The following is a 23,850-nucleotide window of genomic DNA, read 5'->3' on the forward strand; positions in this document are numbered from 1 at the left end:
ATTTCATTATGTCCATCGAAGGATCATTTTTTCTATATCTGATTTTTCGATGGGTTTCGAAATATAGTCATTCATCCCTACTTGGAGGCAAAGATTTTTATCGCCTTCCATTGCTTGAGCAGTCATAGCAATGATTACAGATGGTGATATTTGATTAGAATTTTCATACAATCTAATACGCTTAGTTGCTTCAATTCCATCTAAAACCGGCATTTGAATATCCATCAGAATCAAATTGTAATATTCATTTTTTAATTTGTCAATTGCATCTTGTCCATTGGAACTTAGATCTGCATCATATCCTATTTTTCTTAATATGGATCTTGCAACTTTCTGATTGACTACATTATCTTCAACGATCAAAATTTTGAGCTTAGGCATATTGGATTTTATAATTGGCGAAAGAATCTTTATAGGTTGAACATAATCCAATTCAGATACCTGAAACATTGCAGTGAACCAGAATTCCGATCCTCCACGTGGATTGGAATTGTAACCAATAATACCATTCATCATCCGAACCAATCGATCACAAATGCTCAATCCTAACCCAGTCCCTTCATATCTTCTGGTAAAGGAACCATCAATCTGACTAAAAGGTTTGAACAATAGATGAGCTTTGGATTCGGGAACTCCAATTCCTGTATCCCTAACAAGAAAATGCAATTTTATATTGGCTTCTCTACTTTCAGAAACCTTGGTAACAACTAGTTCAATCTGTCCGCTTTCTGTAAATTTGATAGCATTACCAATAAGATTAACAAAAATTTGCACCAATCTACCTGGATCGCCGAGTAAGTTAATAGGAACATCTTCTTCTAATGAGAATTTCAAATTGATATTTTTGTCAGATGCTTTACTTCTAAAAATATTCATGCAAGATTCAATTACATTCTCTAAATTAAAAAGTTGTTTTTCTAATTGAATTCTACCCGTTTCCATATTAGAAAAATCCAAGATATCGTTTATTATACGAAGCAACATTTTACTAGATGAACGTATGACTTCTACATACTGCTTTTGTTCGGCATCCAATTCTGTATCGTTTAGTAGATCACTCATTCCGATCACCCCATTCAGTGGAGTTCGGATCTCATGACTCATATTGGAAAGAAATTCACCTTTGGCTCGACTTGCATCCGCGGTTCGACTCAAAGCATTTTTGAGCCGAAGACTGCTATCTTCAAGATCATTTCGATAACGACTTAGCTCTTCTTCGATTCTCTTTTTATCAGTGATATCCGTAGAGCATGATAAGATGAATCGATATCCCCTAGAGTCATCTATTGTAGTCAAGGTGGTCTGCCATATTCTCTGCATGCCCTTATGACTTCTCTTCTCTTGAAAGGTAAGTGCTCCTTCCTTCAGACATCTTTTGTATTTTTGAATTAAGTCTGTCGCTATATCTGAATCAAAAATAGATTCGATGGATTTATTGAAGAACGTATTTGGATCTATGCCCGTTTTCCTGCGATGGCTCAGATTGTCTCGAAGCAAGGTAAATGAATCATTGGAAACAACACCAATCAAAGCTATAGCTTCTTGTGTTTCATCAAAGATTCTTTCATAATCCAAATATTCGCTAACAGCAATACTATCTTCATTTCTTGAAAGGATAGATACTTGAGTATTGATCATTAAATTGAAAAGGATACCGTCTTCGAATTTTGTTATAATCGCAGGGACTCCCAAATCTATTCCTTGGAAATCGTATAGATTTTCTTTTCTGACAGAATCTCCAGTATTTACAACTTGGATAAGATCTTTAAAAAGTTCATCACTTCTTTGAGAAGTATATGTTTCATTAAAACTCTTGTTAATGATATTCTCGCTTCTGCAATGCATAATTTTTTCTGCAGAAGGGTTGATCAATGACCATTGAAAATCTGTTATAAAGTTGAATTCATTCCTTACGGAACGCAAAAGCATAATTCCTGTAGGTAAAGAATTAAGAACTAATTGGGATAAAGGTTCACTATTATTCATTTGAATCTTATAACTCAAAAAATAATCTAACGGGTCTAATTAGGCAATCAGAATCTTAGAATATAAAAAATATCTTAAGACTTACCAGCGAATTGATATATAATGTATATATTATTACCAGAACAGTTTCAATAGCATGATTGATGTATGATGAATATACATTTAAGTTAATCTGAATTTTTGAGAACTATTTATGGAAAAACGATTTTAATTTATGATTATAAAAAAAGGCGAATGAAATTTCTTTCAGTCGCCTTTCTACAAATCCTAATTGAGGATTGAAGTATTCTCTAAACCTAATCTATTTTTTCGGACGACCTTTACCAGACGCTTTGCTTTTTTTAGACGGTTTACCTTTTGAAGATGGTTTACCCTTTTTTTTAGGATTCAATTTAGCTAAAGCTCTGCTTGCTTTTGTTCCTTTTTTATTTTTACTACCGGGTTTTCTTCCTTTTTTTCCAGGAACTCGGTTAGCCTTTTCTCTGGCTCTTTCTTCCCTTCTCTTCAATCTTGCTTCATCAATTTTTGCCTTAGCCAAACCTCTTTCAAAACGTTCTAAGCAATCTTGGAAGATTTTTTCTTTCTTAGAAGTTCTATAGGAAGTAAGTTCTGCTTCTCTATTGCCTTGTTTTGATTTAGCAACTTTCGCTTGAGTCTTATAGAGCGCAGAATACTTGTCCCTATAATTCTTCGCTATCTTAATTTTTGATTCAATATCTTTTGAAGATAGCTTAATTATCCCTTTCGGTGTACTGTCATCATATAATGATAATTCAACTGATGTGCAAAGTTCTTTTGCAACTTTTCTTGATAATGCCATATTCCTTCCTTATCATGTTATATTTGTACCTTATTTAAACTTGCTCATAGTTCAAGAAAAAAATTTCTTAAATGACTAGAATCCGGTATCAACTCAATTGGAATAAAATTAAGAAAATAAACAGATAATCTTATAGTATTTTTATATTTGTATTCATGTAAATCATTGAATCGGAAGGTTCCAACAATTCAATGTAATAGCTAAATTTTATAAATTCATCTAATTTCATTGAATTGTTGATTATTTGGTAATAAAAATATTGAAAGAGAATTCAATTTTTATCCAATCGGCTTAATTACCCTCTGTTGGGGATAATTTCTTTCCTTTTTTTCTTCCTTTTTTAAGATTGGTGCTTCTTTGATCTTGGACTCGTCTTCTATCACTTTTTTTTCTAACAATCCATCAATCTTGGAAACTTTAAAATAGGATGATCTCGATATAAAAAACCATTCTCTTTGTATCATATTCTTATTGTTTTCACAATATACAGGATCACAAGGCTCTAAATAATTAAATTCTAAATTAACAACAAGGTGGGATCCTAGATTTGGAATTGGATTTATTAATAAAGACTGACTAGATGCTCTCTGACTGGATAAAACAGTTTGAACTTTAGAATTTTCCTTTTTGTCATTTTCTTGCAAAACTCTAGTTTCAGTAACAAGATTTTCGATGGCTAATAATTGTCGACCGATTTCTACTCCATCACTGTTACGAACTATGATAAATGCTTTTCGAATCACACCTTTGCTCATTTCAATTGGAATATCCAATCCTGATTTCATATAATCAAGATCCACCGCAATGAAAAATTCATTCTTCGCTGTTTTGGATATTTGAATATCTTGTCCTAAAGCCGAAGTAAAAAAGATCTTACTCAAATCTATACCCGGCTTTTGTTTAAAATCTGGAATAGTTTTGCAAACAAGAAATAGAAATGGGAAAAGTATAATTATTGGAAATAAATTATTTCTTTTTAGAACTGATTGTACGCTTTGCATTTTGCCACCTGACTTAGGAATTTTTAAAGAGGATACATTAATATGGTCGGCTTGAGAACTAGGGAAATGCGGAGAAATTGCTATTCTCCGCATATTACTGCTAAAAACTATGATTTAGATTGAATATTTATCAGATATCGCTTTCAAATCTTCAGTTTTTATAACTTTTGTTGAGATCAGTTTACCGTTCTCAACCATTTTGAGAATTGTGTTTGAACCAATTTGTTTTTCGTTCACATCAATCTCTACCAATTTGCCATCTACTTCTTTAAAAAGAACACCTTCCTTTTCTTTTAGAACAACGAATTCTTCGGTTTTCTCAGCAGATGAAATGGAAATATTCATCTTCTTTCCGAATTCGGAATAAGTAAGTGTGACAGAATCAGAACCTTGTTGATAATTTCTTACCAATTTACCATCCATATCAAATTCGCTCATAGCTACAGGATTGGAATTGGTCCAAAATTCTACCAAATTGAAAAGAATCACATCAGCAAGAAATCCAATTGCATAAAGGATACTGAACGGAAAGTACATCAAAATGGTCTGAATGAATTTTGCGAGCATACCGCTCCCGATCTTCAATCCTTTGTGAGCGTTGTATACCGTTTTCACGATACCAAAACTTCCAAAACAATTAGCGAAAGAAAATACACTGGCTAAGGCAATGCAGAGCACAGTGACGGCTTTTTTGAATTTTGTTGTAATAAGCATTAAGGCTTACTCCTTGTTAAGAGTTGTGATTTTAGATAGATTACCAGAAATTGGAAATTCCTTGCAACTATTCTTTTTTCCTTCAATTTGACAGTATTCGCAATGGAGAATTATGCTTTTTTCTAATTTTGAGTTTTTTCTTTTTTTTGCATTTGTATTCTTCTTTTATTGGTATATTTTACCATTAATTTATCGAAATCCAACTTCACTTCTGAAAGGTACTCACCTTTTTTTACTAATCGTTAGCTATTTTTTTTATATGAGCTGGGATTGGAGATTTGGCGGATTAATTCTAATCTCTACGTGGATTGATTTTTACGCTGGATCTGTAATATTCAATTCGTCCAGATTGATTCAAAGAAAAATCGCACTTTGGGTCAGCGTAATAGTAAACTTGGTTTTCATTCTAGGCTTTTTCAAATACTACAATTTTCTAGCAGAATCATTGAATATAATGATGCAGAGTTATTTAGGATTCCCAACATCTCTGCCTATATTGGATATCATTCTTCCAGTCGGAGTTTCTTTTTATACATTCCAATCATTAAGCTATACGATTGATATTTATAGAGGAGTGATCCCAGCTGAAAGAAGTTTCGTAAAATTTGCTTTGTTCGTTTCATTCTTTCCACAGCTTGTAGCAGGTCCGATCGTCATGGCAAAAACTTTTTTACCTCAGCTAGAAGTAGAAAAGTCTGTAAATGATATTCCATTTCGAAAAGCAATTCGATATTTTTTGATGGGATATTTCAAGAAAGTTATTCTGTCAGATAATGTATCTCCAATTGTTGATTTAATTTATGCAAATCCCGAAGCCTATAGTACGGGAGCGATCTGGCTTGCCACGATACTTTTTGCGGTTCAAATTTATTGTGATTTTAGTGGATATTCAGATATGGCATATTCGGTTGCATTACTCTTAGGTTTCCACTTACCTGAAAATTTTAGAATGCCTTTCATTTCCTTGAGTATTACAGAGTATTGGAGGAGATGGCACCTAACCTTATCTAGTTGGCTAAGAGATTACGTTTATATAAGTATGGGTGGATCCAAAGCGGGAGTTATCAGGCATCGATTTAATTTATGGTTCACTATGTTCGTAGGAGGCGTGTGGCATGGCGCGAACTGGACATTTGTAATTTGGGGATCCATTCAAGGTGGACTATTATTAGTTGAAATATTCTTGAAAAATTTCCGCGAACGATTTATCCACTTTGACTATTCAGCATACAGACCCTATATGAATGTTTTTCGATTGTTCTTCACAATGTTTATCACGCTCACAACAGCTTCTTGTTTTCGGGCAGAGTCGCTGGAAAAGGAAATAATTATTTTAGGAAAAATGTTCCAATATTCGGAAGGGATACTTAGACCATATATGTTAAAAACGGGAATCCCAGCTATCGCAGCTATGATCATTGGACATTGGCTTGGATATTTGATTTTTGAAAAAGGGAAAATTTTTAAAATCCCGCCAAAGTTAGAATTTGCTCTCTATCCGATTGGAGTGATCCTATTTTCATTATTTACACCTGACAATGAAATTCCTTTTATATACTTTCAATTTTAATTTTTCCTTGACCCGACTTTCTAGGACTCCCCTTATGGAGGAGTTACCAACTTAGAACTCATGAAGGAAGATCGCAAAGGAACAAGAATATCAACCAAGCAATTCAAGGATTATAAAGTCCGAATTGACTTAGACGAATTGACTCTGGAAGGAATGCTTGGGAATATTTCCGAGACAGGACTCTGTATAATGATGCGAGACGATTCGCTGAATGATGAAGTGGGTACACCAATCACGGGAGCCATAATTAACAAAGTGAATGGTGAATCATTGGATTTTTCTGGCAAAATCGTTTGGTCCAAAGAATCTCAATCGAACCATATTGAAACCGAGGTCTATTCTGGAATAGAATTTGATCAATCTATTGTGTTAACGCATGCCCTCTTTATCAAAAGCATAGAACACCAAGAATAGTAAGATTCAAAACTCGAAAAACAAAATACGATTTGTAACCCCATCTTCATCGACTCGCCTGGAATAGAGAATCTTCAAAATGGAGAATTTGGAATAGTTTGTTTCTTCTTCAGTATTGTATTCCCATAAGGCTCCCCATAAACTACCTCTACCAATGTATCCTCTTTCTTTTGGCTTTACAGTTTTATAATATACGATTCCCAAAAGAATATTACTTAAAGATTTTTTGGTAATCAGGTCTTCATTATTATAATAAACCAATCCAGCGACCGCATGCTCTAGCTTCGACTTCTCATCCTTATTGACATAGTAGAGTAAAGGAGTTAACCAAAAAGTTGATTCTTTCTCTGTATCATTATAATAATAAATAGGAAGAATGTTCTGATATAATGACTTTTCCCTTTTTTCATGAGCTATCCAAAGGAGGTTTGCAGATGTTGATTCAGGGAGAATTTCAATTTCGCTAAATCCATACAGTATAGATAATTCAAATGCTTCTTTCGCACTTCGAACATGGATTGATCTAAACAAAAAATTGAAAGTCAGAGCCGAATTTTCATGCATGCTCTCATGTTCCGCGAGAAATAATAAATTATAGTAAGATGAATTTTTTGTCTTATCTACATACAACCCACATATCAAAGCTTCGTAATCATCTTGATATTTCTTAGAGAAATACAAGGGAATAAAATGATAATATTTCTCATCTCTTCCCGAGAAAGATTCATCATTTTTGTAATAGAATGGAAAAAAGATAAGATAGGATAATTGCTGCTTAGTAGTCTCCCATTGTATGAAATAGAGAAAATTAGAATATTCAGAATTACCCTTCTCGGAATGATAATAAACTGGGAGAATTGGTATAAAACTAACCGAAGAATTCTTCTCTGGTGCGGTTGAATTTGTTACATTTATGGAATTGTATATCAAAGAATAGAAAGAATAAGATTGATTCTCTGAATTCTTTAAATCAGTTTCTTTATCGTAATAATATAGAGGAAACAACCAATTTTTTGAGTTTTCTTTATTGGAACCAATCGTCTTTGTACTTTTATGAAAGATAGGAAGAATATCAAACGAAGATTCTAAATTGGAAACTTTTGATCTAATAAAAAACAACCAGTCCCATTTTTCCATTCCTTGGGAACTCGAGTAAGATAACAAAACTATCGGAAAGAGAGTATAATTTGAGATGGGCGATTGAGTTTTACCATCATAGCTTTTTTCATTTGCATACAATATGCTATAAAAACTTTCCTCCAATGAATTACCATCTTTGTTCGTGATAACTTTATTATAAAATATCGGAGCAAGCCATTGTTTGGAAGAAGAATGTCCCAAACGATCATAGTCACTCTTCGTTCTACTATAAAAAGGAAAAATTGAAAATGAACTAGTATTTCCCTCTTCATTCTGGGACAGAAGAAACATCCAATTCCAGTATTTCTGATTTGGTTTTATTTCGGAATAGTAACCGAGCAATGGATAAATGTTAGTTTCCGTTCCATTTTCCTGATGCGAAATATAGATTGGAGAATAAAAGTCATACGAATTTACAACTGTATTATCTTTTCTAAGTTCTTCAGACTTTGAATAGAAAAATGGAAACAACCAATTTCTTTTTAGAGTTTTATTATCATCAATCCCATTACTAAAACTCAAATTAACAAATGGAAATATTGAATATGTGTTTAGATTTTTCGTCGAAGAATAATTTGCGATCAACAACCAATTCCAATTGCTAGACTCAAGATTTGCATCCTTCGAATGATATAGAAAAGGAACTGGAAGAAACCAATTGGATTTTGTATTCTCATCAGATTTATATGATGAATTAAGAAATATGATTGGAGAATAAAATCCTATATTTTCTTGTTCAGCTATTGCCTCGCTTCGATAGTAAAAGAGAGCGAATGGAGAAAATATAGAATTTTGAACTTTATTTTTTTCAATCTCTTTACTTCTAAAAACAAATGGAGAAAACAAATTATTTGATTCATCCCCATTGGTACGAACTGTTCGGTTAATATAGGTCAGTCCCAATGGTACGATTGTCGAATCGGAAGTTTCATTTTCTGAGAAAGTAGTTCTCTGCCAATAGATGGGAATAATTCTGGAACCCTTTTTTGAATCGGATGAGTGAAAGTTTACTAACGGCCATACAATCGAAGTCTCAATTCGACTATCTTCCAAAACCGCTTCTTGCAGAAAAAGGAACAATCCATAAGATTGCCTTTCAGCTTCTTCTGACTTTTGAAATCCATAAATCGGGAAAATTATTCTGTACTCAATATCTGCAGACGTATACCAAACAAAGGGTAGTGGCAACGGACCCGCATAAATATTATCATCTGCTATTGTATCATAAGTAAGCCAAGCTAGAGGTAATAAACGAATATGCCTTTTTGTATCTGCGGCTTCATATCCAAAAACCCCAAACAAAACATTCAGACCGAAAAAGTTATATGAATCCTCGCGAGTGAATTCCTTCTTTTGAACCAGTCTTGGACTTGGATTCGAAGACTGTAATACAGACATTTCTTCTTTAGCTAATTCCGAATCTTCCTTTGTTGGAAATAGATCTTGAATGTATTTAGTGCTGATTCGATTGGATATTCGAAATGCGTAATAAAGCCACGATATATCCGTATCTAGATAATAGTATTTAGATTTCTTACCTATATCCAGTTGGATATCAGATTGAAATATTCCCTTGGTAGATTGGGTAGCAATTCCTAATATATTAATATTGTAATTATCAAATACTTTGCTCTCTTCATTGAACAAATTCAGATCTAAATATAAAGGAAAAACCAATTTACCTTCTGACTTCTCGCGTTTCCAGCTATTATAAACTGGAAATAGAACTGTAGTGTCATATGAATTGACTTTATCTTCATTAGAGTAGTAATTGAGAATCCACATTTTATCGTATTCTTTATTCCAACGGTTATAAAAGAATGTTCCAAAATGTAACCCTTCGTCAGAATCTGAAGCTTCTTCACCAATCTTGAAACTAAATGGAAACCAAATATTGTATGAGTCTCTCTTATAAAATCGAATCGGTAAAACATTTATTGTCTGGATTCTATCTTGATCATCTTCTGAATAATTGATGAATCCTAATACATTGGTAAAACTGCGATTATCTTCTGTAGTGTTTTTATAGATAAAGGGTAGAAATAAAAATCCAGACTCTGGAGTTGATTCAACTGGACCTGGAATATTAGAACGATTTAACCAAGAATAGTAAAATGGGAAAATATGATTACGATAATATTTATCTTCAGAGGTAACAGATTCCGATTCATAATAAATTCCTATAAGTTTACTACTGTCTTCACTTGATTCATAGTTATAATAGAGAAATGATGCCTCTAAGGCAAAATCGTTTTCTTCCTTTTTATTTTTTCTAAAGTAGAAAGGAATAAAATAAAAATAATCATCCTTTGCATAAAAACAAATCGGGGCAAGCCATAATCTAGACAAATCTCCGTTTTCATCAAATTCTTGATCATAGAATATCAAGACATTTGTATGCGAGGATGAATTCGGAATTGTTTCGTTATAATATAAAAATGGTAGAAACGTTTCAGAATAGCCAGCTGCATTGGAAGAACGAAATAAAAATGGGAAAAACATAGTAAAATTATCTTTTGTTGTCTCAATATTTTTTTCTGAAGTATAAAAATTGAGTAAATAGAATAGGCTATGTTTTTCCGAATAGCTTCGATAAATAGGAGGAAGTATTCCAAACCATGAGTTTGATTGCTCATCTGTCGCAAAAGTTGTGTTATGAAAATAAAATGGAATTATGTAATTATAATTTTCCTTTTCATAAAAAAAGAAAGGTGCTATCCATAGACTGAATAAATCACCTTTTTTATCATTTTTTTGATCATACAATACCAACAAATTCGTATGAGAGGAAGAATCGGTATAGGTTTCATTATAGTATAGAAATGGAATAAATGTTTCGGAATATCCAGCTGCGTTCGTCGAGCGAAACCAAAATGGAAAAAACATTGTAAAACTATCTTTGCTTGATTGCAGATTCAATTCAGATGTGTAAAAATTCAAAAAATAGAATTTACTATGATTAGGAGAATAGCTTCGATATATTGGAGGAATAATTCCAAACCATGAGTCTGCGGATTGTCCAGTCTCTGTAGTTGTGTTGTGAAAGTAAAATGGAACTATATATTTATAATTTTCCTTTTCATAAAAAAAGAATGGCGCTATCCATAGTCTTGATAAGTCACCTTCTTTGTCATTTTTATGATCATACAAAACAAGTAAGTTTGTATGAGAGGAAGAATCAGAATTGGTTTCGTTATAGAATAGAAATGGAATAAATGTTTCGGAATATCCAGCAGCGTTCGTCGAGCGAAACCAAAATGGAAAAAACATTGTAAAACTATTTTTACTTGATTTCAGATTTAATTCGGAAGTGTAAAAATTCAAAAGATAGAACTTACTATGATTTGGTGAATAGCTTCGATAAATTGGAGGAATTATTCCAAACCATGAATTTGTAGACTGTCCAGTCTCTGTAGTTGTGTTGTGAAAGTAAAATGGAACTATATATGTATAGTCCGCTTGCTTATAGAAATAAAATGGAATTATCCAAAAGCGATTTATCAATTGCTGGTATTTGTCAAAATTCGTATCAATTAACCAGAAATAATTGTTGTGCTTGTCTATAGAATTTTCCGAAGAATAGTAAATTGGAACGATTGGGAACCAAAATGTTGACTCTTCATTCTCTGATTTAATCTTCTTAGAAGATATATGGAACGGAGAAATAGATAATGTCTGTTTGTTCTTTTTATTCTTATCTTCGCTCGAATTATAGATGTATCCAGGTAGAATCAAATCATAAGATTCCAAGCCATTCTTAATGATAGAAGATGTATGAAAAAGTGGAAAAAATGTGAGACTATCGAGTCCTCTTTCTTCATTCTTTTTCTGGAAATAAAATGGGAAAAAATATTTAAATTCTTCTCCATTTTTATCTACGGATGAGCCAGCAAGTGCTAGATAATTCGTGGATTTTCTTTTGTCAATTTTGCTTTCAATATCATAATAAAATGGAAAGATCTGATTTTTTTTGTATTTTGGATAGTCCGTTGTATTAGCAAACCATAAGAAATGAAAATGATTATGTGTCGGGTTGTCACGTGGCCAATTTTCCCATTCAACGAAAAAACCATCTAAACGGTATTTTTTATCCTTTTCACTTCCATAAACTTTTACTCTAGTTTCTTCCAAATCCTCGAAATCTACGGCATCAATAGAGGTAACAGCATATATCAGAAAAGCAAATAAAAATAACGATTTAGTAAATGGATTTGATAAATTCATAAAGTACATCATTAGTCCAGATACCATGGACTAACTGTTAGCAATTATAACAATTACATTTTGACTGTCTGGCTAAAGAACAGGCTAACCAATCATGAACTTAGAACTTTCGCCTATCTTAGATTCTACTGCAATTGCTCCACCGTGTTTTATTACAGATTCCTTCACCAAAAGAAGACCTAAACCAATACTCGCCTCACCATCAGTTTCCTTCTTATTCGTTTTGATATGCTTATGAAAAATATTTTCTTATTCGATTTTCGCTCCAAAAAATAAGACTTTATATAGCAATTTCTATGTGCTTGATTCAATAAAGAATAGATTGCATAAATTAAATTTTGGGATTCTACTTGATCTATCTAATAACTTTATGAAAAATTAAAGTATCGGAAGTCGATAGGTTCTGTCTTGGGTTGCTAGGACGGGGCTTAAGCCCCCCCATTAAAATTTTAATTTTCTGGACTATCACCAAAGCAATTTCCAAATATACTAAAAAAGAATTCAAAGATCAAAAGCATCAGGAGGAAATTTTCAGTTCTAGCGGATTGGACTAAATTGCATACTTTTGGTGAGACTACGGTAAAAAATTTGAACACCCATCAATGGGTCGATCGGCTATGGCTTCGGGATGGGTGAGGTGTCTTCAGGCTTTCTTAAGAACAAATCTCCTGGCAACATTTCGCAGCGACCAGAGGAAGCGAGAAAGCGACTTTCGTGATCGCATCCTAACTTCATCATGAAAAGTCGTGGGCGATGCCAACTCGCACGAAGCATCTGAACACAAAAAAAGCGCCTCATAACGAAGCGCTTGCTTTATAAATAATGACTGTCCTGGCAACATTTCGCAGCGACCAGAGGAAGCGAGAAAACGACTTTCGTGATCGCATCCTAACTTCATCATGAAAAGTCGTGGGCGATGCCAATTCGCACTAAGCATTTGAACACAAAAAAAGCGCCTCATAACGAAGCGCTTACTTTATAAATAATGACTGTCCTGGCAACGCCCTAACTTCCACCCCCGTCGACTGCGCTTGTCAGCTTGTCTTACGTCCGAGCCTTGCTCCCTACGGGTCGCAAGTCTGTCATACAGCGAACCATATAGTACTTTGGCTATGGCTTAGGGATGGGTGAGGTGTCTTCAGGCTTTCTCAAGAAAGCACTGAAGACATTTTCTTCTCGTGTCGCTCGAAGAAATAAAAAAGCCAACTTTCGTTGGCTTCTTCTTTTAATTACTTATAATGACTGTCCTGGCAACGCCCTACTCTCCCATACAGCGAACCATATAGTACCATCGGCGATGAGGGTCTTGACTTCCGTGTTCGGGATGGGAACGGGTATTTCCCCCTCTCCAATATCACCAGGAATTCCATAGTCTGAGACTGCTTCCTTTTGGCAATACAATAATAGAAAATTTACTCGAAAAATTTGAACTAAAATAAAAAATTAACCGCCCAGAATTTCCAGTTTTTTCTTTCCAAAACTGTAGCTGATTACGCAGAATCCAGCCCAAATAGAGATTTGTAAAAAGTAAAGCATTAGTAAATTATTGTATTCCACTATTCCAATTCTTCCCATCAAGATCGAAACTGGATAGTAGAAGAAATAGGGAAATGGAGTGGCGAGAGTTACCTGCTTTAGAATCTCTGGAAACAAATCTATGGGGACAACAGAACCTGAAAACAATGTTGTGCATGCGAAATACAAAAGATAAAATCCAAAAACATCAGTAAAGAAAAAACCCATTGCACCCAAAACAAATCCAACCAAAAGAAATAAAATATAACCGAGAGCAAAAAACGCAAAGAATAGTATTAAATTATCTAGAAATCCTGAGAGATCCAAATCGTAGATAAAAATCGAGATTAACAGTAATGGACCAGATCTTGCAAAAATCTGAAATAAAGATCCACCGATTCCATCGAATACATAAGCTAAAGGATAGTAATACGGCTTCAACAAATCGAAAATAATATCTCCATTTTTGATTTTGGTGGGAATCATTTGATCATTTCGAAACATTGAAACCTTAATAACTGTTGATAAAACTGCGTATGCAATTAATGTCTCACCTGTCCAATTGCCAAGGGCTTCAGGCGAATCTGTTGAGACTGTTGTCCATACGGAAGTAAAAATAAAAATATACAAAAATGCATTTGCGAGACCTACAAAATATTCCAGTCGATAGGCAAGTGCACGCTGGAAAGACATAGAAGCAAATCGAATATAATGATTCAGATTGATTCCTGGCTATAAAGAGTTTTAATCACGGTTGATAGATCCTTTTGGGAATGATCTTCATTATTATTAGAATTATTTTCTGAGTTTAGTATGGAATAAAATTTATCTTGGTCTCCATCATAACGCACTGATCCTCGATCAACCAATATGATTCTTTTAGCAAGTGCCTCAAGATCCCCAACATCATGTGTAGTTAGTAAAATTGTGACTTTATTTTTTTCATTGATTTCTCGGATAAACTGTCTCACTTTTTCTTTCACAAGTAAGTCAAGTCCAATTGTCGGCTCATCTAAGAATAAGACTTTTGGATTGTGCAATAGACTCGCAGCCAAGTCTGCTTTCATACGCTGACCCAATGACAATTTACGTGCTGGAGTTTTGAGAATATCATCCATTCCTAATATTTCAATAAAATGATCTAAATTATTCTTATAATCACGATTAGAAATTTTATATATTGATTTTATAAGAAGAAAAGATTCTTCTACTGGCAGATCCCACCAAAGCTGAGTTCTCTGTCCAAATATCACACCTATTTGATATGCATTTTTCTTTCTATCACGAGACGGATCCAGTCCAGCTATCTTAATTGAGCCCGAATCCGGAGTAAGAATCCCTGTAAGAAGCTTGATCGTTGTCGATTTTCCTGCCCCATTTTGGCCAATATAGCCAACGAGTTCGCCTTCGGAAATTTTTAAACTGATATTATCAACCGCCTGAAAGCTTCTGTATTTCGGGAAGAACAGGGACTTTATGGAGGCGGCAACTCCCGACTCACGTTCTCTTACGCGAAATGTTTTTGTCACAGAATTCATTTCGATCATGTTTTGACTTTAAATCCCGCTTCCCAATATTGGAAAGAAAGAATTATGGAAAATACACCGCTTTTAGCTACGATTGAATCTATCGCACCAGACTTAACCGGACAAGCCGATGTTCGAGGCAAAAATTATTCATTTCGATATGCCAAACCAAATGATGAGATTAGCTTTCGATTCCACGGTCGTGGTAAACGAAAGTGGATTGAGTTGATTGAGCATAAAATAAATTCCGACCATAGCTCTGTTAGATGTAAGTATTTCACTAAATGTGGTGGATGCAGTGGACAACATATTCCTTATAGCGAACAATTTGCACTACAAACTTCCGAATTAAAAAATCTCTATCTTGAACATTGGGACTTAGAGGCAAACCTTGTTCCCGCAAAGGAAATTTATAGATATCGCAATAGAATGGACTTTTCGGTTTTTCCACATGCTTGCGGATTACGAGAAGCAGGAAATTTCCGCAAAGTGATAGATATTGATTCTTGCGAAATCCAATCGGAATGGGCCGACAATGAATGGAAAATTATTCGCGAATATATTCAGAAGACTCCTGAACTGCCGCTAGATAGAAGGTCACTTAGCGGCTGTCTCAAGTACGTCACACTTCGATACGGAATCAATTCATCCGAGACCATGTCCATATTTACTTTAGATCAAGATTTTAGAAACTCAACAATTGAGAAAAATCTTGAATCTTGGTTAATTGATAATTCAACTGCAGATCATATTATCTTCTGTTATAACTTAAGAAAATCAGAGGTCTCTGCGACGGGAAGTTACCGAGTTATAAAAGGAGAAAGTTTTTATCGCGAAAAGCTCCGGAACAAAACTTTTCAAGTTCCTTTTGATTCTTTTTTTCAGCCGAATCCCGTACAATTTGAACCGATCATAGATGCGATTGATCATTGGATTATCGAATCTAAGGCTAGCAATCTTTTGGATTTATTCTGTGGTGGAGGATTTTTCTCATTATTGTTTGGAGAGCATTTTAGCAAAATTGGTGGCTGGGAAGTCAATGACCATTCCGTACAAATTGCACGGGAATTGGTAAGCAATAAATTTCCTATGAATCAAATCCATTTTGATACTATGGACCTTTTCCAAAAAAAATCTCTCGCGAAATTTCAACAATCATTCGTTGATCTCGGATGGAAAGCGGAAGATAGTTTTCTCATTTTGGATCCGCCAAGAAATGGAGCTGGTAGCACAGTTCTCGATTGGATTGCAGATTCCGGAATTCAAAAGATTGCATATGTTTCTTGCAATCCAATTCGCCAATGGGAAGAACTCATGACAAGCCTTGGAAAAAATTATTCTCCAAAATCCATCTTGATTACTGATCCCTACCCTCATACTCCGCATCTTGAATCCGTACTTCTCTTGGAGAAAAAAGCCCCAATCGGACGATTTTAAACCCAGGAATTGAGACAGTTCGCTTCAAATCATAGAAACTTGATAGAAAGTGAACTTTACTGATTATCATTCTCATTTTCGTTTGACTCAAATGTCCCCGACCAAGGTATGGTTGCGTATAAATAAAATTTATGAAAAGACTACAATTTATTACTATCATACTTTTTTCGGTGATATCCTATTCGATTTTCGCTCAACCAACCAACAATCAAACGACTGCGCCTTCGGAAGATTCTAAAACCAGCAAAGATGGAAATTTAGAAAATTCATCAAAAGAAAAAACTTCAGATAATGAAGGAAAAGAATCTGCAGTTGAAGAAAGTTCCAGTGAAGTCGAGGACTCGGAAGAAAATAAAAAATGGTCTCGAACTGAGATACAGGTGATCGGCAACAAAAAGGGAGATCTCAAAAGAATACCTGGATCGGCAACAATTGTTGGTAAAGAATTTCTTGATCAGAATCGACCCACTGATGCAACAGAAGTTATGCGAAGAATTCCAGGCTCTTCGATCCGATACCAAGATCCAGCAGGTTTAACTTTGAACCTAGGCTTTCGAGGAATTAGTAGCGAGGTTTCCAGAAAAGTATTGGTTCTTGAAGATGGTGTCCCTGTCTCCCTCAATCCTTATGGCGAGCCTGAAATGTATTACGTACCTTCTATAGAAAGAATGGAAAGGATTGAAGTCGTTAAAGGTTCGGGTTCCATTTTATTTGGGCCATCGACTATTGGTGGAGTTGTGAATTTTGTCACTCGAAGACCACCCATTGAACCCACTCTGACATCTACTACAATTGGCGGAGAGAATGGATACTTCTCACAATACCTCGCTTACGGTGGAACATTTGGCAATACTGGTTTCGACATATCTGTTCTTAGAAAACAAGGAGACGGATTTAGAGATCATCAATCATTTTTTGTCAATGAAGTAAACCTTAAGACTATCACGCAATTGAATGAGAAGCATGCATTCACAACCAAGATTGGAATGCATCAACAAGAAGCTAACATAACTTATATTGGTCAAACAACAGCGCAATTTTGGAACAACCCAAAATTCAATGCTGCTGAACAAGATGTTCGCGAAATCGAAAGATACCAAACTGTTTTGGGTCATGAATATACTATATCAGATAAAGCAAGAGTTGTCACAAAATTCTACGCGAATCAAACAAAACGAAATTGGGCAAGACAAAACTACAGCCGTAATGTCAGACTTGGTGAGAGAAAACCATCCGATACCGTAGCTGAATATGATTCAGAACCATATGGAGATCGCGTCGGTGACACTGTATGGATGCGCGGAGCCAATGCCTTTCGTAATCGAAGATATCGATCTTTGGGTCTTGAGACAAAATTGGAATTGGATTTTGATCTGCTCTCCATGAACCATCAGATTGATATGGGAGCTCGTTACCACTACGATTATGCTGAAGCACAACTTTTGACTGGACCGCTAACTCCTGATTATGCGATCTGGCCAAATAATGATCTAAGTCGGACTCCAACTCTAATCTCTTCGCCATATAGCTTAGCAAAATCTGGAGAACTTCGTGATGATGAAGTGAGACAGGCAAAGGCACTTGCCGTGTTTATTCAAGATAGAATTGGAATCACCGATCGCTTTGCAATTATCCCAGGTGTTCGTCACGAGACTATTTCGCAGACAAGACTGATCCGACGCAGAAGAGCCAATTTCAATCCTGATACTTTTGCAGTATCTGGGAATACGGTTGCGCAAATTGACCGAGAAGGTAAAAATCAAACTTCTGTCGTAATACCTGGATTCGGAACCACTTACGATATCACTCGTGATTTTACTTGGTTTGCTGGAGTCCATAAAGGATTCGCGCCAGCAAGATACGAATCCGCAATAAGTCCAGATGGAGAAGACATCGCACTTAAGCCCGAAACATCTTGGAATTATGAGTCTGGCGTTCGGGGAAAACTTACCAAATACTATCAAGTTCAACTAACAGGATATATGCTGGATTTTAATGATCAAATTATAAACTCTTCAGCTGCAGGTGGAAATTTCGGATCCAGACCTGTCAATGCCGGTCGTAGCATCCACAAAGGTGTGGAAGTAGATATGGTTTTTGATTTTGGAAAATTCAATGGAATCAAATGGGATATTCCTTTTGAAGTAATCTATTCAAGAAATGAAGCAAAATCGAATCAGTATACATATAACTTAAAAGCCTTGTTGGATGGAAATCTAGATCCTAGGCAGCAAGTAGATACAAATGGAAATATGTTGCCTTATGTTTCGAGAGATGTTGTGTCCATTTCTCTTGGAACTAAAGCACCTAACGGATTCTATGTTCGTGGAGAGTGGCAATACTTTTCCAAGCAATACCATGATTTAGAAAATACAAATACTTTCTATGGTTATGACCGCTATGCTGCAGCTAGTTCCGATATAGCAAGAACAGGAACCTATCTAGGTTATGCCTCCGATGCGAACGGATTGAACGGAGTCATTCCTGCTCATGAATTGGTTCATATTTCGATTGGACTTCAAAAAGAAACTTGGTCGATTTTCTTGGTTGCAAAAAATATTCTGGATCGCAAATACATATCTTCGAGATTGCCAGAAGGAATTCAACCAGGTCCTTTTAGACAGGTGAATCTTGGTTTAAGCTTGTATCTCTAAGTCGTTCAAAGATTGGAATTGGTTTATCAAATCTTGGTGAATCAATTCCAACTGAGTTTTATCTTTGATACCTAGCAGCGGTAGACAATTCACATCCAAGTAGATAAACTTCTCTCGCTCTTTTTCCTTCTTAATTAGATATTCACTTATATGTAGAATTCCAGCTTCTAAACGAATTTCAATGGGGCTAGAGAGTGGACGAGGATAATTCTTAATTAAGGATACCAACTCAACAGAGTATCCCCACTTCTCAGCGACCATTGCCCCAACTTGTGCATTCGATACACCCATGTGAATTTCTTCTAAAGTCGTGTTAGATATGGATTGAACAAGTTCTGGATGCAAAGAATAAATAATTAATTTACCTAGATTATGAAACATTCCAGCCAAATACAAACGTTCCAGAGAAACAGTCGGACTCAATATAATTCCGAGTTGTCTTGCATAATAAGCGCATTTTCTTGAGATATCCCAGAATAATTTAAAATCATTATATCTATTTTCTAAAATTTTTCGAGTTGATGATGCAGCAATCGCTTGATAAACACCATCTTGTCCAAGAGATTCAATTGCTACTGATAATGAATCGAATTGAATTTTCTTCTCAGAAAAAATATTCGCTTCTCTCAGAATCTCAGCTGTAAGACCAGGATCTCGTTCCAAAAATTCTATAACTTTTTCCTTTTTATAATCATTACTTTGAATATATGATAATAAGGCTTGAATGTCCTGAGAAAAAACTGGCATAACCGTTACTTCTTCCATGACACGATTGTGGATCTTCTCTAGACTTTCTGGTCGGCGGATCGAAAAAGGTATAAATAATTCCGACCGTGTGATTCCATTTTTGGATTCAATAATAAAATTATTCGCGGCAATTCCAGCATTTTTCAATAATTGAATATTCAAAACTATACCCAAGCCAGCACCTTCTTCATCACTTCCAAATATCTCAAATGCTTCAGCCATTGTACTTAGATTGGAAGCATTTTGAATTCTCTCGCTTGCTCTGAGTTTCTCTTCCTCTGTCATCTCAACATTATTGGATACATGAAGGCGAATTCCTTTTTGCTCGATATCCAATCCGAATTCAACATACATACTTTCTTTTTCTAAGATATTTTTGAATTCCTTGATTTTGACGACTGCCTCTTCCTTAAATGTATTGATCAACCTTTCGTAGTCGTCGCTATTATGGATATTCATCGTTTCTCGTTGGAAATAGACTCTCTTTAGATTTGCCTTAGATGAATTGTTGATGAGTTCATTTAGAACTGTAGCTACAATATTTTCGAGATAGTTTAGATGGTATTCGGCTAAGGTTTGGCCAAGTAGAGTGAGAATAATCTCTTCGTGCATAGGTTCAAATGCCGTGAAGCGGATGGAAACCGATTGATTTTGAGATAAATCCCCAGATAGTTCCAACAATGTCTTCATAAAAGAAAAGATTCCTCGTTCGGAGCAGATAAATATTCAAAGAAAAATGAAAAAGCCCCGAAATTCATACTATGAGGTCTTACTCTTTATTCTTCAATCTAATCTTACTACTCATTTTGGGAAATTGTGCCGGTTTTGTAACTGAGACGTGGAAACCCCCAAAGGAATTTGATAGTTCTAATTCAGTTCGCGTTTTTCTTGGCAAGGCAGGAGATGAGACTCGTATCACAAGCGAAGGAATGATTCAAGTGTACGACGTGAACGATCTTCTGATCAAGAAATCAATCGACATTCTTCAGATCAATCCAAGGTCTCTCAAAGCCAAAATTCGAATCAAACCAGAATCAGGAACTTTTACCTATAAGAACATTTCTTATAGAGGAGAAATCTGGATTGATCCAAACGATGGAGACGCATATGTCCTAAATATTGTTCCTCTGGAAAAATATTTATTGGCTGTAGTCCCATCCGAAATGCCAAACTCTTGGCCAGAAGAAGCTCTAAAAGCACAAGCAGTATGTGCGCGAACTTTTGTTATACGAGAAATGTTAAACAAGAAAAATCAACCTTACGATGTTGATACATCAACCTCTAGTCAAGTATATGGTGGTGTTGGAAAAGAACATCCTAGAACAACAAAGGCAGTTGAAGATACTCAAGGAACAATTCTAATTTATAAAGATGAACCGATTCACGCTTTCTTTCATTCGAATGCTGGCGGTTATACGGAGAGACCTGAGAATGTTTGGGGTGGTAAAAATCTTCCCTACCTTGATCATGTAGAATCAGAATACGATCAGTACGCATCCAATTACTCTTGGCAACTAGATGTGCCAATTGATAGTATGAACCGATCTCTCGCAAGCATTGGACTTGGACGAATCGAAAGTATTAATGTACTTGGTAGGAATCTTTCACAGCGTGTGGAGTTGCTAGAAGTGATAGGTGAGAAAGGTTCTCGCAAGGTGAAAGGTGTAGATTTTCGTAAAATGCTCGGTTACGATAAAGTTAAGTCACTGAAATTTGGAATTAAAAAAGAATCGGATCGTTTCTTTATAAAGGGTCTAGGATTTGGACATGGAGTTGGATTAAGCCAATGGGGAGCACATGGAATGGCAAAGGATAATATCAACTATAGAAATATCCTAAGACATTACTATAAAGGTGCAGACCTCGCAAACATGGTCGAGTGAGTTATTGGTTTACGATTTATAGATCATTTACAGAATTGACTTTCTAATGATCAATGTAAGTAAATATTTAGAATCGATTCAAGATCTGACGATCATTCCTCCTGTTCTAATCTCTGTTCTGTCACTGAGTGACAACAATGAATTGTCTTTTGGTAAGCTTGAGAACATGGTCGGTTCCGATCAGGTTCTATCGGCTCGTCTTCTCAAGCTCGCTAACACTCCGTTTTTTAGTCGCGGCAATCCAGTTACGAATATGAAACAAATCATCACACGTCTTGGATTCAAGACTGTGCGATCGATGATTGCAATGGCTATGTCAGACTCAATTTTTCAAAAAGGTAATTATAAAAAATTCAAAGATGAAGTCTGGCAACATTCTGTTGCAAAAGGAATTGTTGCACAATTTTTATGCGAAGATCTAAAACTCAAGAAAGAAGGTGAGTTTGCTTTGATTGGCGGACTCATGCAAGACCTTGGCAAAATTGTTCTTAATACAGTTGATCGAACTCGCTACATCGAAGTTCTAACCAATTACATTGAATCCGAGAAATCAATTGAAGAAATTGAAATTGAATTATTTGGCGTTGATAATGTTGAGATGGGAGTTGCTGCTGGCGAATTGTGGAAGCTGCCAACTCCGATTATTGAAGTGATTCGCCAAAGGAACCTTCCTGTGCAAGAGCAAGAATTGTATATTCAAATCATCAATTTTGCAGGAACAATCGTCAAGCTTGCTGGATTTGGCAAAAAGACTCCGCAGATCGCAGAATCATATGAGCAATACTACAAACATTTTGCACTACCAGAAGATAAAATGAAAGGTTATCCTATGAGTTTTGCTACAAGACTTAACGATCATGACCTTTTCAAATTCTGTTCGGGTTTATAATCAATCGTTTGATCAATAGATTAACAAATTATTTATTTGCTAATCCTATTCTTTTACCTTATAAATTTTATGAAGACCTTCTTTTCCTTTGATTGATATGTCATCGAACGATTCAAAACTATATTTCTTCTTGTGTTCATCACTTAAATCATTGTAAAAATCTTCTGACACCAAAACTTCACCAGGTTTTGCTAAGGATTCAAGTCGAGAAGCCATATTCACTGTATCTCCAACAGCTGTATACGATAGCTTTTGGAATGAACCAACATTTCCAACCACAGCGATCCCTGAGGCTATTCCGATTCCAATTGACGGTCTAAATCCATATATTTCTTCCCATTTTGGAACCCATAAATCAAAAACAGATTGCATCTCGATTGCCGTATCAATGGCATCTTCCCTATGTGTTGATTTGTAAATAGGAGCACCAAACAGACACATGATGGAATCTCCGATATATTTATCTACCATTCCGTTATAGCCTAATATCACTTCCGTAAGTGATGTGAAATATTCGTTTAGAAAAGAAATCACTTGTTCTGGTGCAAGTTTCTCAGAAAGAGAAGTATACCCACGAATATCGGTAAAAAGTACGGTGACTTCTTGACTCTGCCCTTTTTGATCCAAGCTGAAATTATTTGACAAAATGGATGTTACAACTTGTGGATCAACATACATACCAAAAATTGATTGCATTTTCTTCTTTTCATTTTCTAAATTCAGCTTATTCTGAAATTCTTTTTCTAGTTCCATCTTCATTTTCTGAACTAAACTATTTAAATCTTCAATCTCGCCAAGAGACATACCATAAATACTCTGAAATCGAGTTATAGATTCGCGCATTTGTTTTTCTAGAATTTTATTTCTATAAACATCTCTCAAGATATTTCGAAATCTGAATTCCATCAAATCTTCTATAATTTCTGTTATAGAGAAAACATCAGTGACACCTTGCTTGAATACATCAACAATAAATGAATGATCTTTCGTATCCGTAAAATAGACTAGCGGTGTCTCTCCACCAGATCCAATGATTTCGAAAACTTCTTCTAGAAGATCATTCTCACTTAAATCTTGATTGGCAAAATTAGAACTGAGAATTACCAAATCGTAATTGTGTCGATTGATTTCCTCTTGGAAATTTTTATATTGAGTTCTTCGAGTAACTTCCGCATATCCTTCAAACCATTTTGACAACAAGTCTTGTAAAATCTTGCTAAACTTATCATCGGGTTCGCCGAATAAAATCGCGATCTTCTCTTCGCTCAGTCCAATATTGTCCATCCGCTTGCCTACTTATAGCTTTTGGACAAAATTCTCAAGTCCTAAA

At 35.2% G+C, this 23,850-nt stretch carries 15 protein-coding genes and 1 rRNA gene; 6 read left to right on the top strand and 10 right to left on the bottom strand.

The window, feature by feature from the left end; all coding sequences use genetic code 11:
* Nucleotides 1-6: 6 nt before the first annotated feature.
* From O4O04_RS16165 to O4O04_RS16180, 4 genes are all read right to left on the bottom strand, one after another.
* Nucleotides 7-1,986, bottom strand: a complete 1,980-nt coding sequence (locus O4O04_RS16165) for a response regulator (protein ID WP_272532819.1) — start codon at nucleotides 1,984-1,986, stop codon at nucleotides 7-9.
* A gap of 301 nt (nucleotides 1,987-2,287) precedes the next feature.
* Nucleotides 2,288-2,806 (bottom strand): hypothetical protein, encoded by a 519-nt coding sequence (locus tag O4O04_RS16170; protein WP_272532820.1) that lies wholly within the window; start codon nucleotides 2,804-2,806, stop codon nucleotides 2,288-2,290.
* A gap of 278 nt (nucleotides 2,807-3,084) precedes the next feature.
* Nucleotides 3,085-3,807, bottom strand: a complete 723-nt coding sequence (locus O4O04_RS16175) for a hypothetical protein (protein ID WP_272532821.1) — start codon at nucleotides 3,805-3,807, stop codon at nucleotides 3,085-3,087.
* 114 nt (nucleotides 3,808-3,921) lie between these two features.
* The gene (locus O4O04_RS16180) at nucleotides 3,922-4,521 is read right to left on the bottom strand and encodes a DUF3332 family protein (protein ID WP_272532822.1); all 600 of its coding nucleotides are present in this window, start codon (nucleotides 4,519-4,521) and stop codon (nucleotides 3,922-3,924) included.
* 112 nt (nucleotides 4,522-4,633) lie between these two features.
* On the opposite strand from O4O04_RS16180, the gene O4O04_RS16185 reads away from it, so the two are divergent.
* Entirely contained in the window at nucleotides 4,634-6,091 is a 1,458-nt protein-coding gene (locus tag O4O04_RS16185) for an MBOAT family O-acyltransferase (RefSeq protein WP_272532823.1), read from the top strand.
* Nucleotides 6,092-6,151: 60 nt separating this feature from the next.
* Nucleotides 6,152-6,505 (top strand): PilZ domain-containing protein, encoded by a 354-nt coding sequence (locus O4O04_RS16190; protein WP_272532824.1) that lies wholly within the window; start codon nucleotides 6,152-6,154, stop codon nucleotides 6,503-6,505.
* Nucleotides 6,506-6,511: 6 nt separating this feature from the next.
* Here the strand turns inward: O4O04_RS16190 and O4O04_RS16195 are convergent, their stop codons facing one another.
* The 4 genes from O4O04_RS16195 to O4O04_RS16210 form a co-directional block, all read right to left on the bottom strand.
* Entirely contained in the window at nucleotides 6,512-11,869 is a 5,358-nt protein-coding gene (locus O4O04_RS16195; RefSeq protein ID WP_272532825.1) for an LA_1737 family protein, read from the bottom strand.
* A gap of 1,245 nt (nucleotides 11,870-13,114) precedes the next feature.
* Nucleotides 13,115-13,231, bottom strand: a 5S ribosomal RNA gene (rrf, locus tag O4O04_RS16200).
* Between the two features lie 81 nt (nucleotides 13,232-13,312).
* The gene (locus tag O4O04_RS16205; protein ID WP_272532826.1) at nucleotides 13,313-14,077 is read right to left on the bottom strand and encodes an ABC transporter permease; all 765 of its coding nucleotides are present in this window, start codon (nucleotides 14,075-14,077) and stop codon (nucleotides 13,313-13,315) included.
* 23 nt (nucleotides 14,078-14,100) lie between these two features.
* Complete coding sequence (locus tag O4O04_RS16210; protein WP_272532827.1) at nucleotides 14,101-14,931, bottom strand: ABC transporter ATP-binding protein; 831 nt, start codon at nucleotides 14,929-14,931, stop codon at nucleotides 14,101-14,103.
* Between the two features lie 45 nt (nucleotides 14,932-14,976).
* Between O4O04_RS16210 and O4O04_RS16215 the strand changes: the two genes are divergently transcribed.
* Nucleotides 14,977-16,347, top strand: coding sequence for a class I SAM-dependent RNA methyltransferase (locus O4O04_RS16215; protein ID WP_272532828.1), 1,371 nt, complete (start codon nucleotides 14,977-14,979; stop codon nucleotides 16,345-16,347).
* 131 nt (nucleotides 16,348-16,478) lie between these two features.
* Nucleotides 16,479-19,001, top strand: a complete 2,523-nt coding sequence (locus O4O04_RS16220; RefSeq protein WP_272532829.1) for a TonB-dependent receptor family protein — start codon at nucleotides 16,479-16,481, stop codon at nucleotides 18,999-19,001.
* Here the strand turns inward: O4O04_RS16220 and O4O04_RS16225 are convergent.
* Nucleotides 18,984-20,438: an HDOD domain-containing protein gene (locus tag O4O04_RS16225; protein WP_272532830.1), complete on the bottom strand. Its 1,455-nt coding sequence runs from the start codon at nucleotides 20,436-20,438 to the stop codon at nucleotides 18,984-18,986. The genes O4O04_RS16220 and O4O04_RS16225 overlap by 18 nt on opposite strands.
* A gap of 71 nt (nucleotides 20,439-20,509) precedes the next feature.
* Between O4O04_RS16225 and O4O04_RS16230 the strand changes: the two genes are divergently transcribed.
* Both O4O04_RS16230 and O4O04_RS16235 read left to right on the top strand, forming a co-directional pair.
* Nucleotides 20,510-21,631, top strand: coding sequence for a SpoIID/LytB domain-containing protein (locus O4O04_RS16230; protein WP_272532831.1), 1,122 nt, complete (start codon nucleotides 20,510-20,512; stop codon nucleotides 21,629-21,631).
* Between the two features lie 46 nt (nucleotides 21,632-21,677).
* Complete coding sequence (locus O4O04_RS16235; protein ID WP_272532832.1) at nucleotides 21,678-22,520, top strand: HDOD domain-containing protein; 843 nt, start codon at nucleotides 21,678-21,680, stop codon at nucleotides 22,518-22,520.
* Between the two features lie 45 nt (nucleotides 22,521-22,565).
* Here the strand turns inward: O4O04_RS16235 and O4O04_RS16240 are convergent, their stop codons facing one another.
* Nucleotides 22,566-23,804 carry an adenylate/guanylate cyclase domain-containing protein gene (locus tag O4O04_RS16240; RefSeq protein ID WP_272532833.1) on the bottom strand — a complete coding sequence of 413 codons (1,239 nt, stop codon included), beginning with the start codon at nucleotides 23,802-23,804 and terminating at the stop codon, nucleotides 22,566-22,568.
* Nucleotides 23,805-23,850: the final 46 nt, after the last annotated feature.

Origin of the sequence: Leptospira sp. GIMC2001 (assembly GCF_028462125.1) — a bacterium.
Classification (GTDB): Bacteria; Spirochaetota; Leptospiria; order Leptospirales; family Leptospiraceae.

Coding starts and splice junctions, on each gene's coding strand:
- O4O04_RS16230 (WP_272532831.1), top strand. CDS start 20,510: ATGAGGTCTTACTCTTTATTCTTCAATCTAATCTTACTACTCATTTTG.
- O4O04_RS16240 (WP_272532833.1), bottom strand. CDS start 23,804: ATGGACAATATTGGACTGAGCGAAGAGAAGATCGCGATTTTATTCGGC.
- O4O04_RS16205 (WP_272532826.1), bottom strand. CDS start 14,077: ATGTCTTTCCAGCGTGCACTTGCCTATCGACTGGAATATTTTGTAGGT.
- O4O04_RS16210 (WP_272532827.1), bottom strand. CDS start 14,931: ATGATCGAAATGAATTCTGTGACAAAAACATTTCGCGTAAGAGAACGT.
- O4O04_RS16235 (WP_272532832.1), top strand. CDS start 21,678: ATGATCAATGTAAGTAAATATTTAGAATCGATTCAAGATCTGACGATC.
- O4O04_RS16170 (WP_272532820.1), bottom strand. CDS start 2,806: ATGGCATTATCAAGAAAAGTTGCAAAAGAACTTTGCACATCAGTTGAA.
- O4O04_RS16215 (WP_272532828.1), top strand. CDS start 14,977: ATGGAAAATACACCGCTTTTAGCTACGATTGAATCTATCGCACCAGAC.
- O4O04_RS16190 (WP_272532824.1), top strand. CDS start 6,152: ATGAAGGAAGATCGCAAAGGAACAAGAATATCAACCAAGCAATTCAAG.
- O4O04_RS16180 (WP_272532822.1), bottom strand. CDS start 4,521: ATGCTTATTACAACAAAATTCAAAAAAGCCGTCACTGTGCTCTGCATT.
- O4O04_RS16185 (WP_272532823.1), top strand. CDS start 4,634: ATGCTTTTTTCTAATTTTGAGTTTTTTCTTTTTTTTGCATTTGTATTC.
- O4O04_RS16195 (WP_272532825.1), bottom strand. CDS start 11,869: ATGAATTTATCAAATCCATTTACTAAATCGTTATTTTTATTTGCTTTT.
- O4O04_RS16220 (WP_272532829.1), top strand. CDS start 16,479: ATGAAAAGACTACAATTTATTACTATCATACTTTTTTCGGTGATATCC.
- O4O04_RS16175 (WP_272532821.1), bottom strand. CDS start 3,807: ATGCAAAGCGTACAATCAGTTCTAAAAAGAAATAATTTATTTCCAATA.
- O4O04_RS16165 (WP_272532819.1), bottom strand. CDS start 1,986: ATGAATAATAGTGAACCTTTATCCCAATTAGTTCTTAATTCTTTACCT.
- O4O04_RS16225 (WP_272532830.1), bottom strand. CDS start 20,438: ATGAAGACATTGTTGGAACTATCTGGGGATTTATCTCAAAATCAATCG.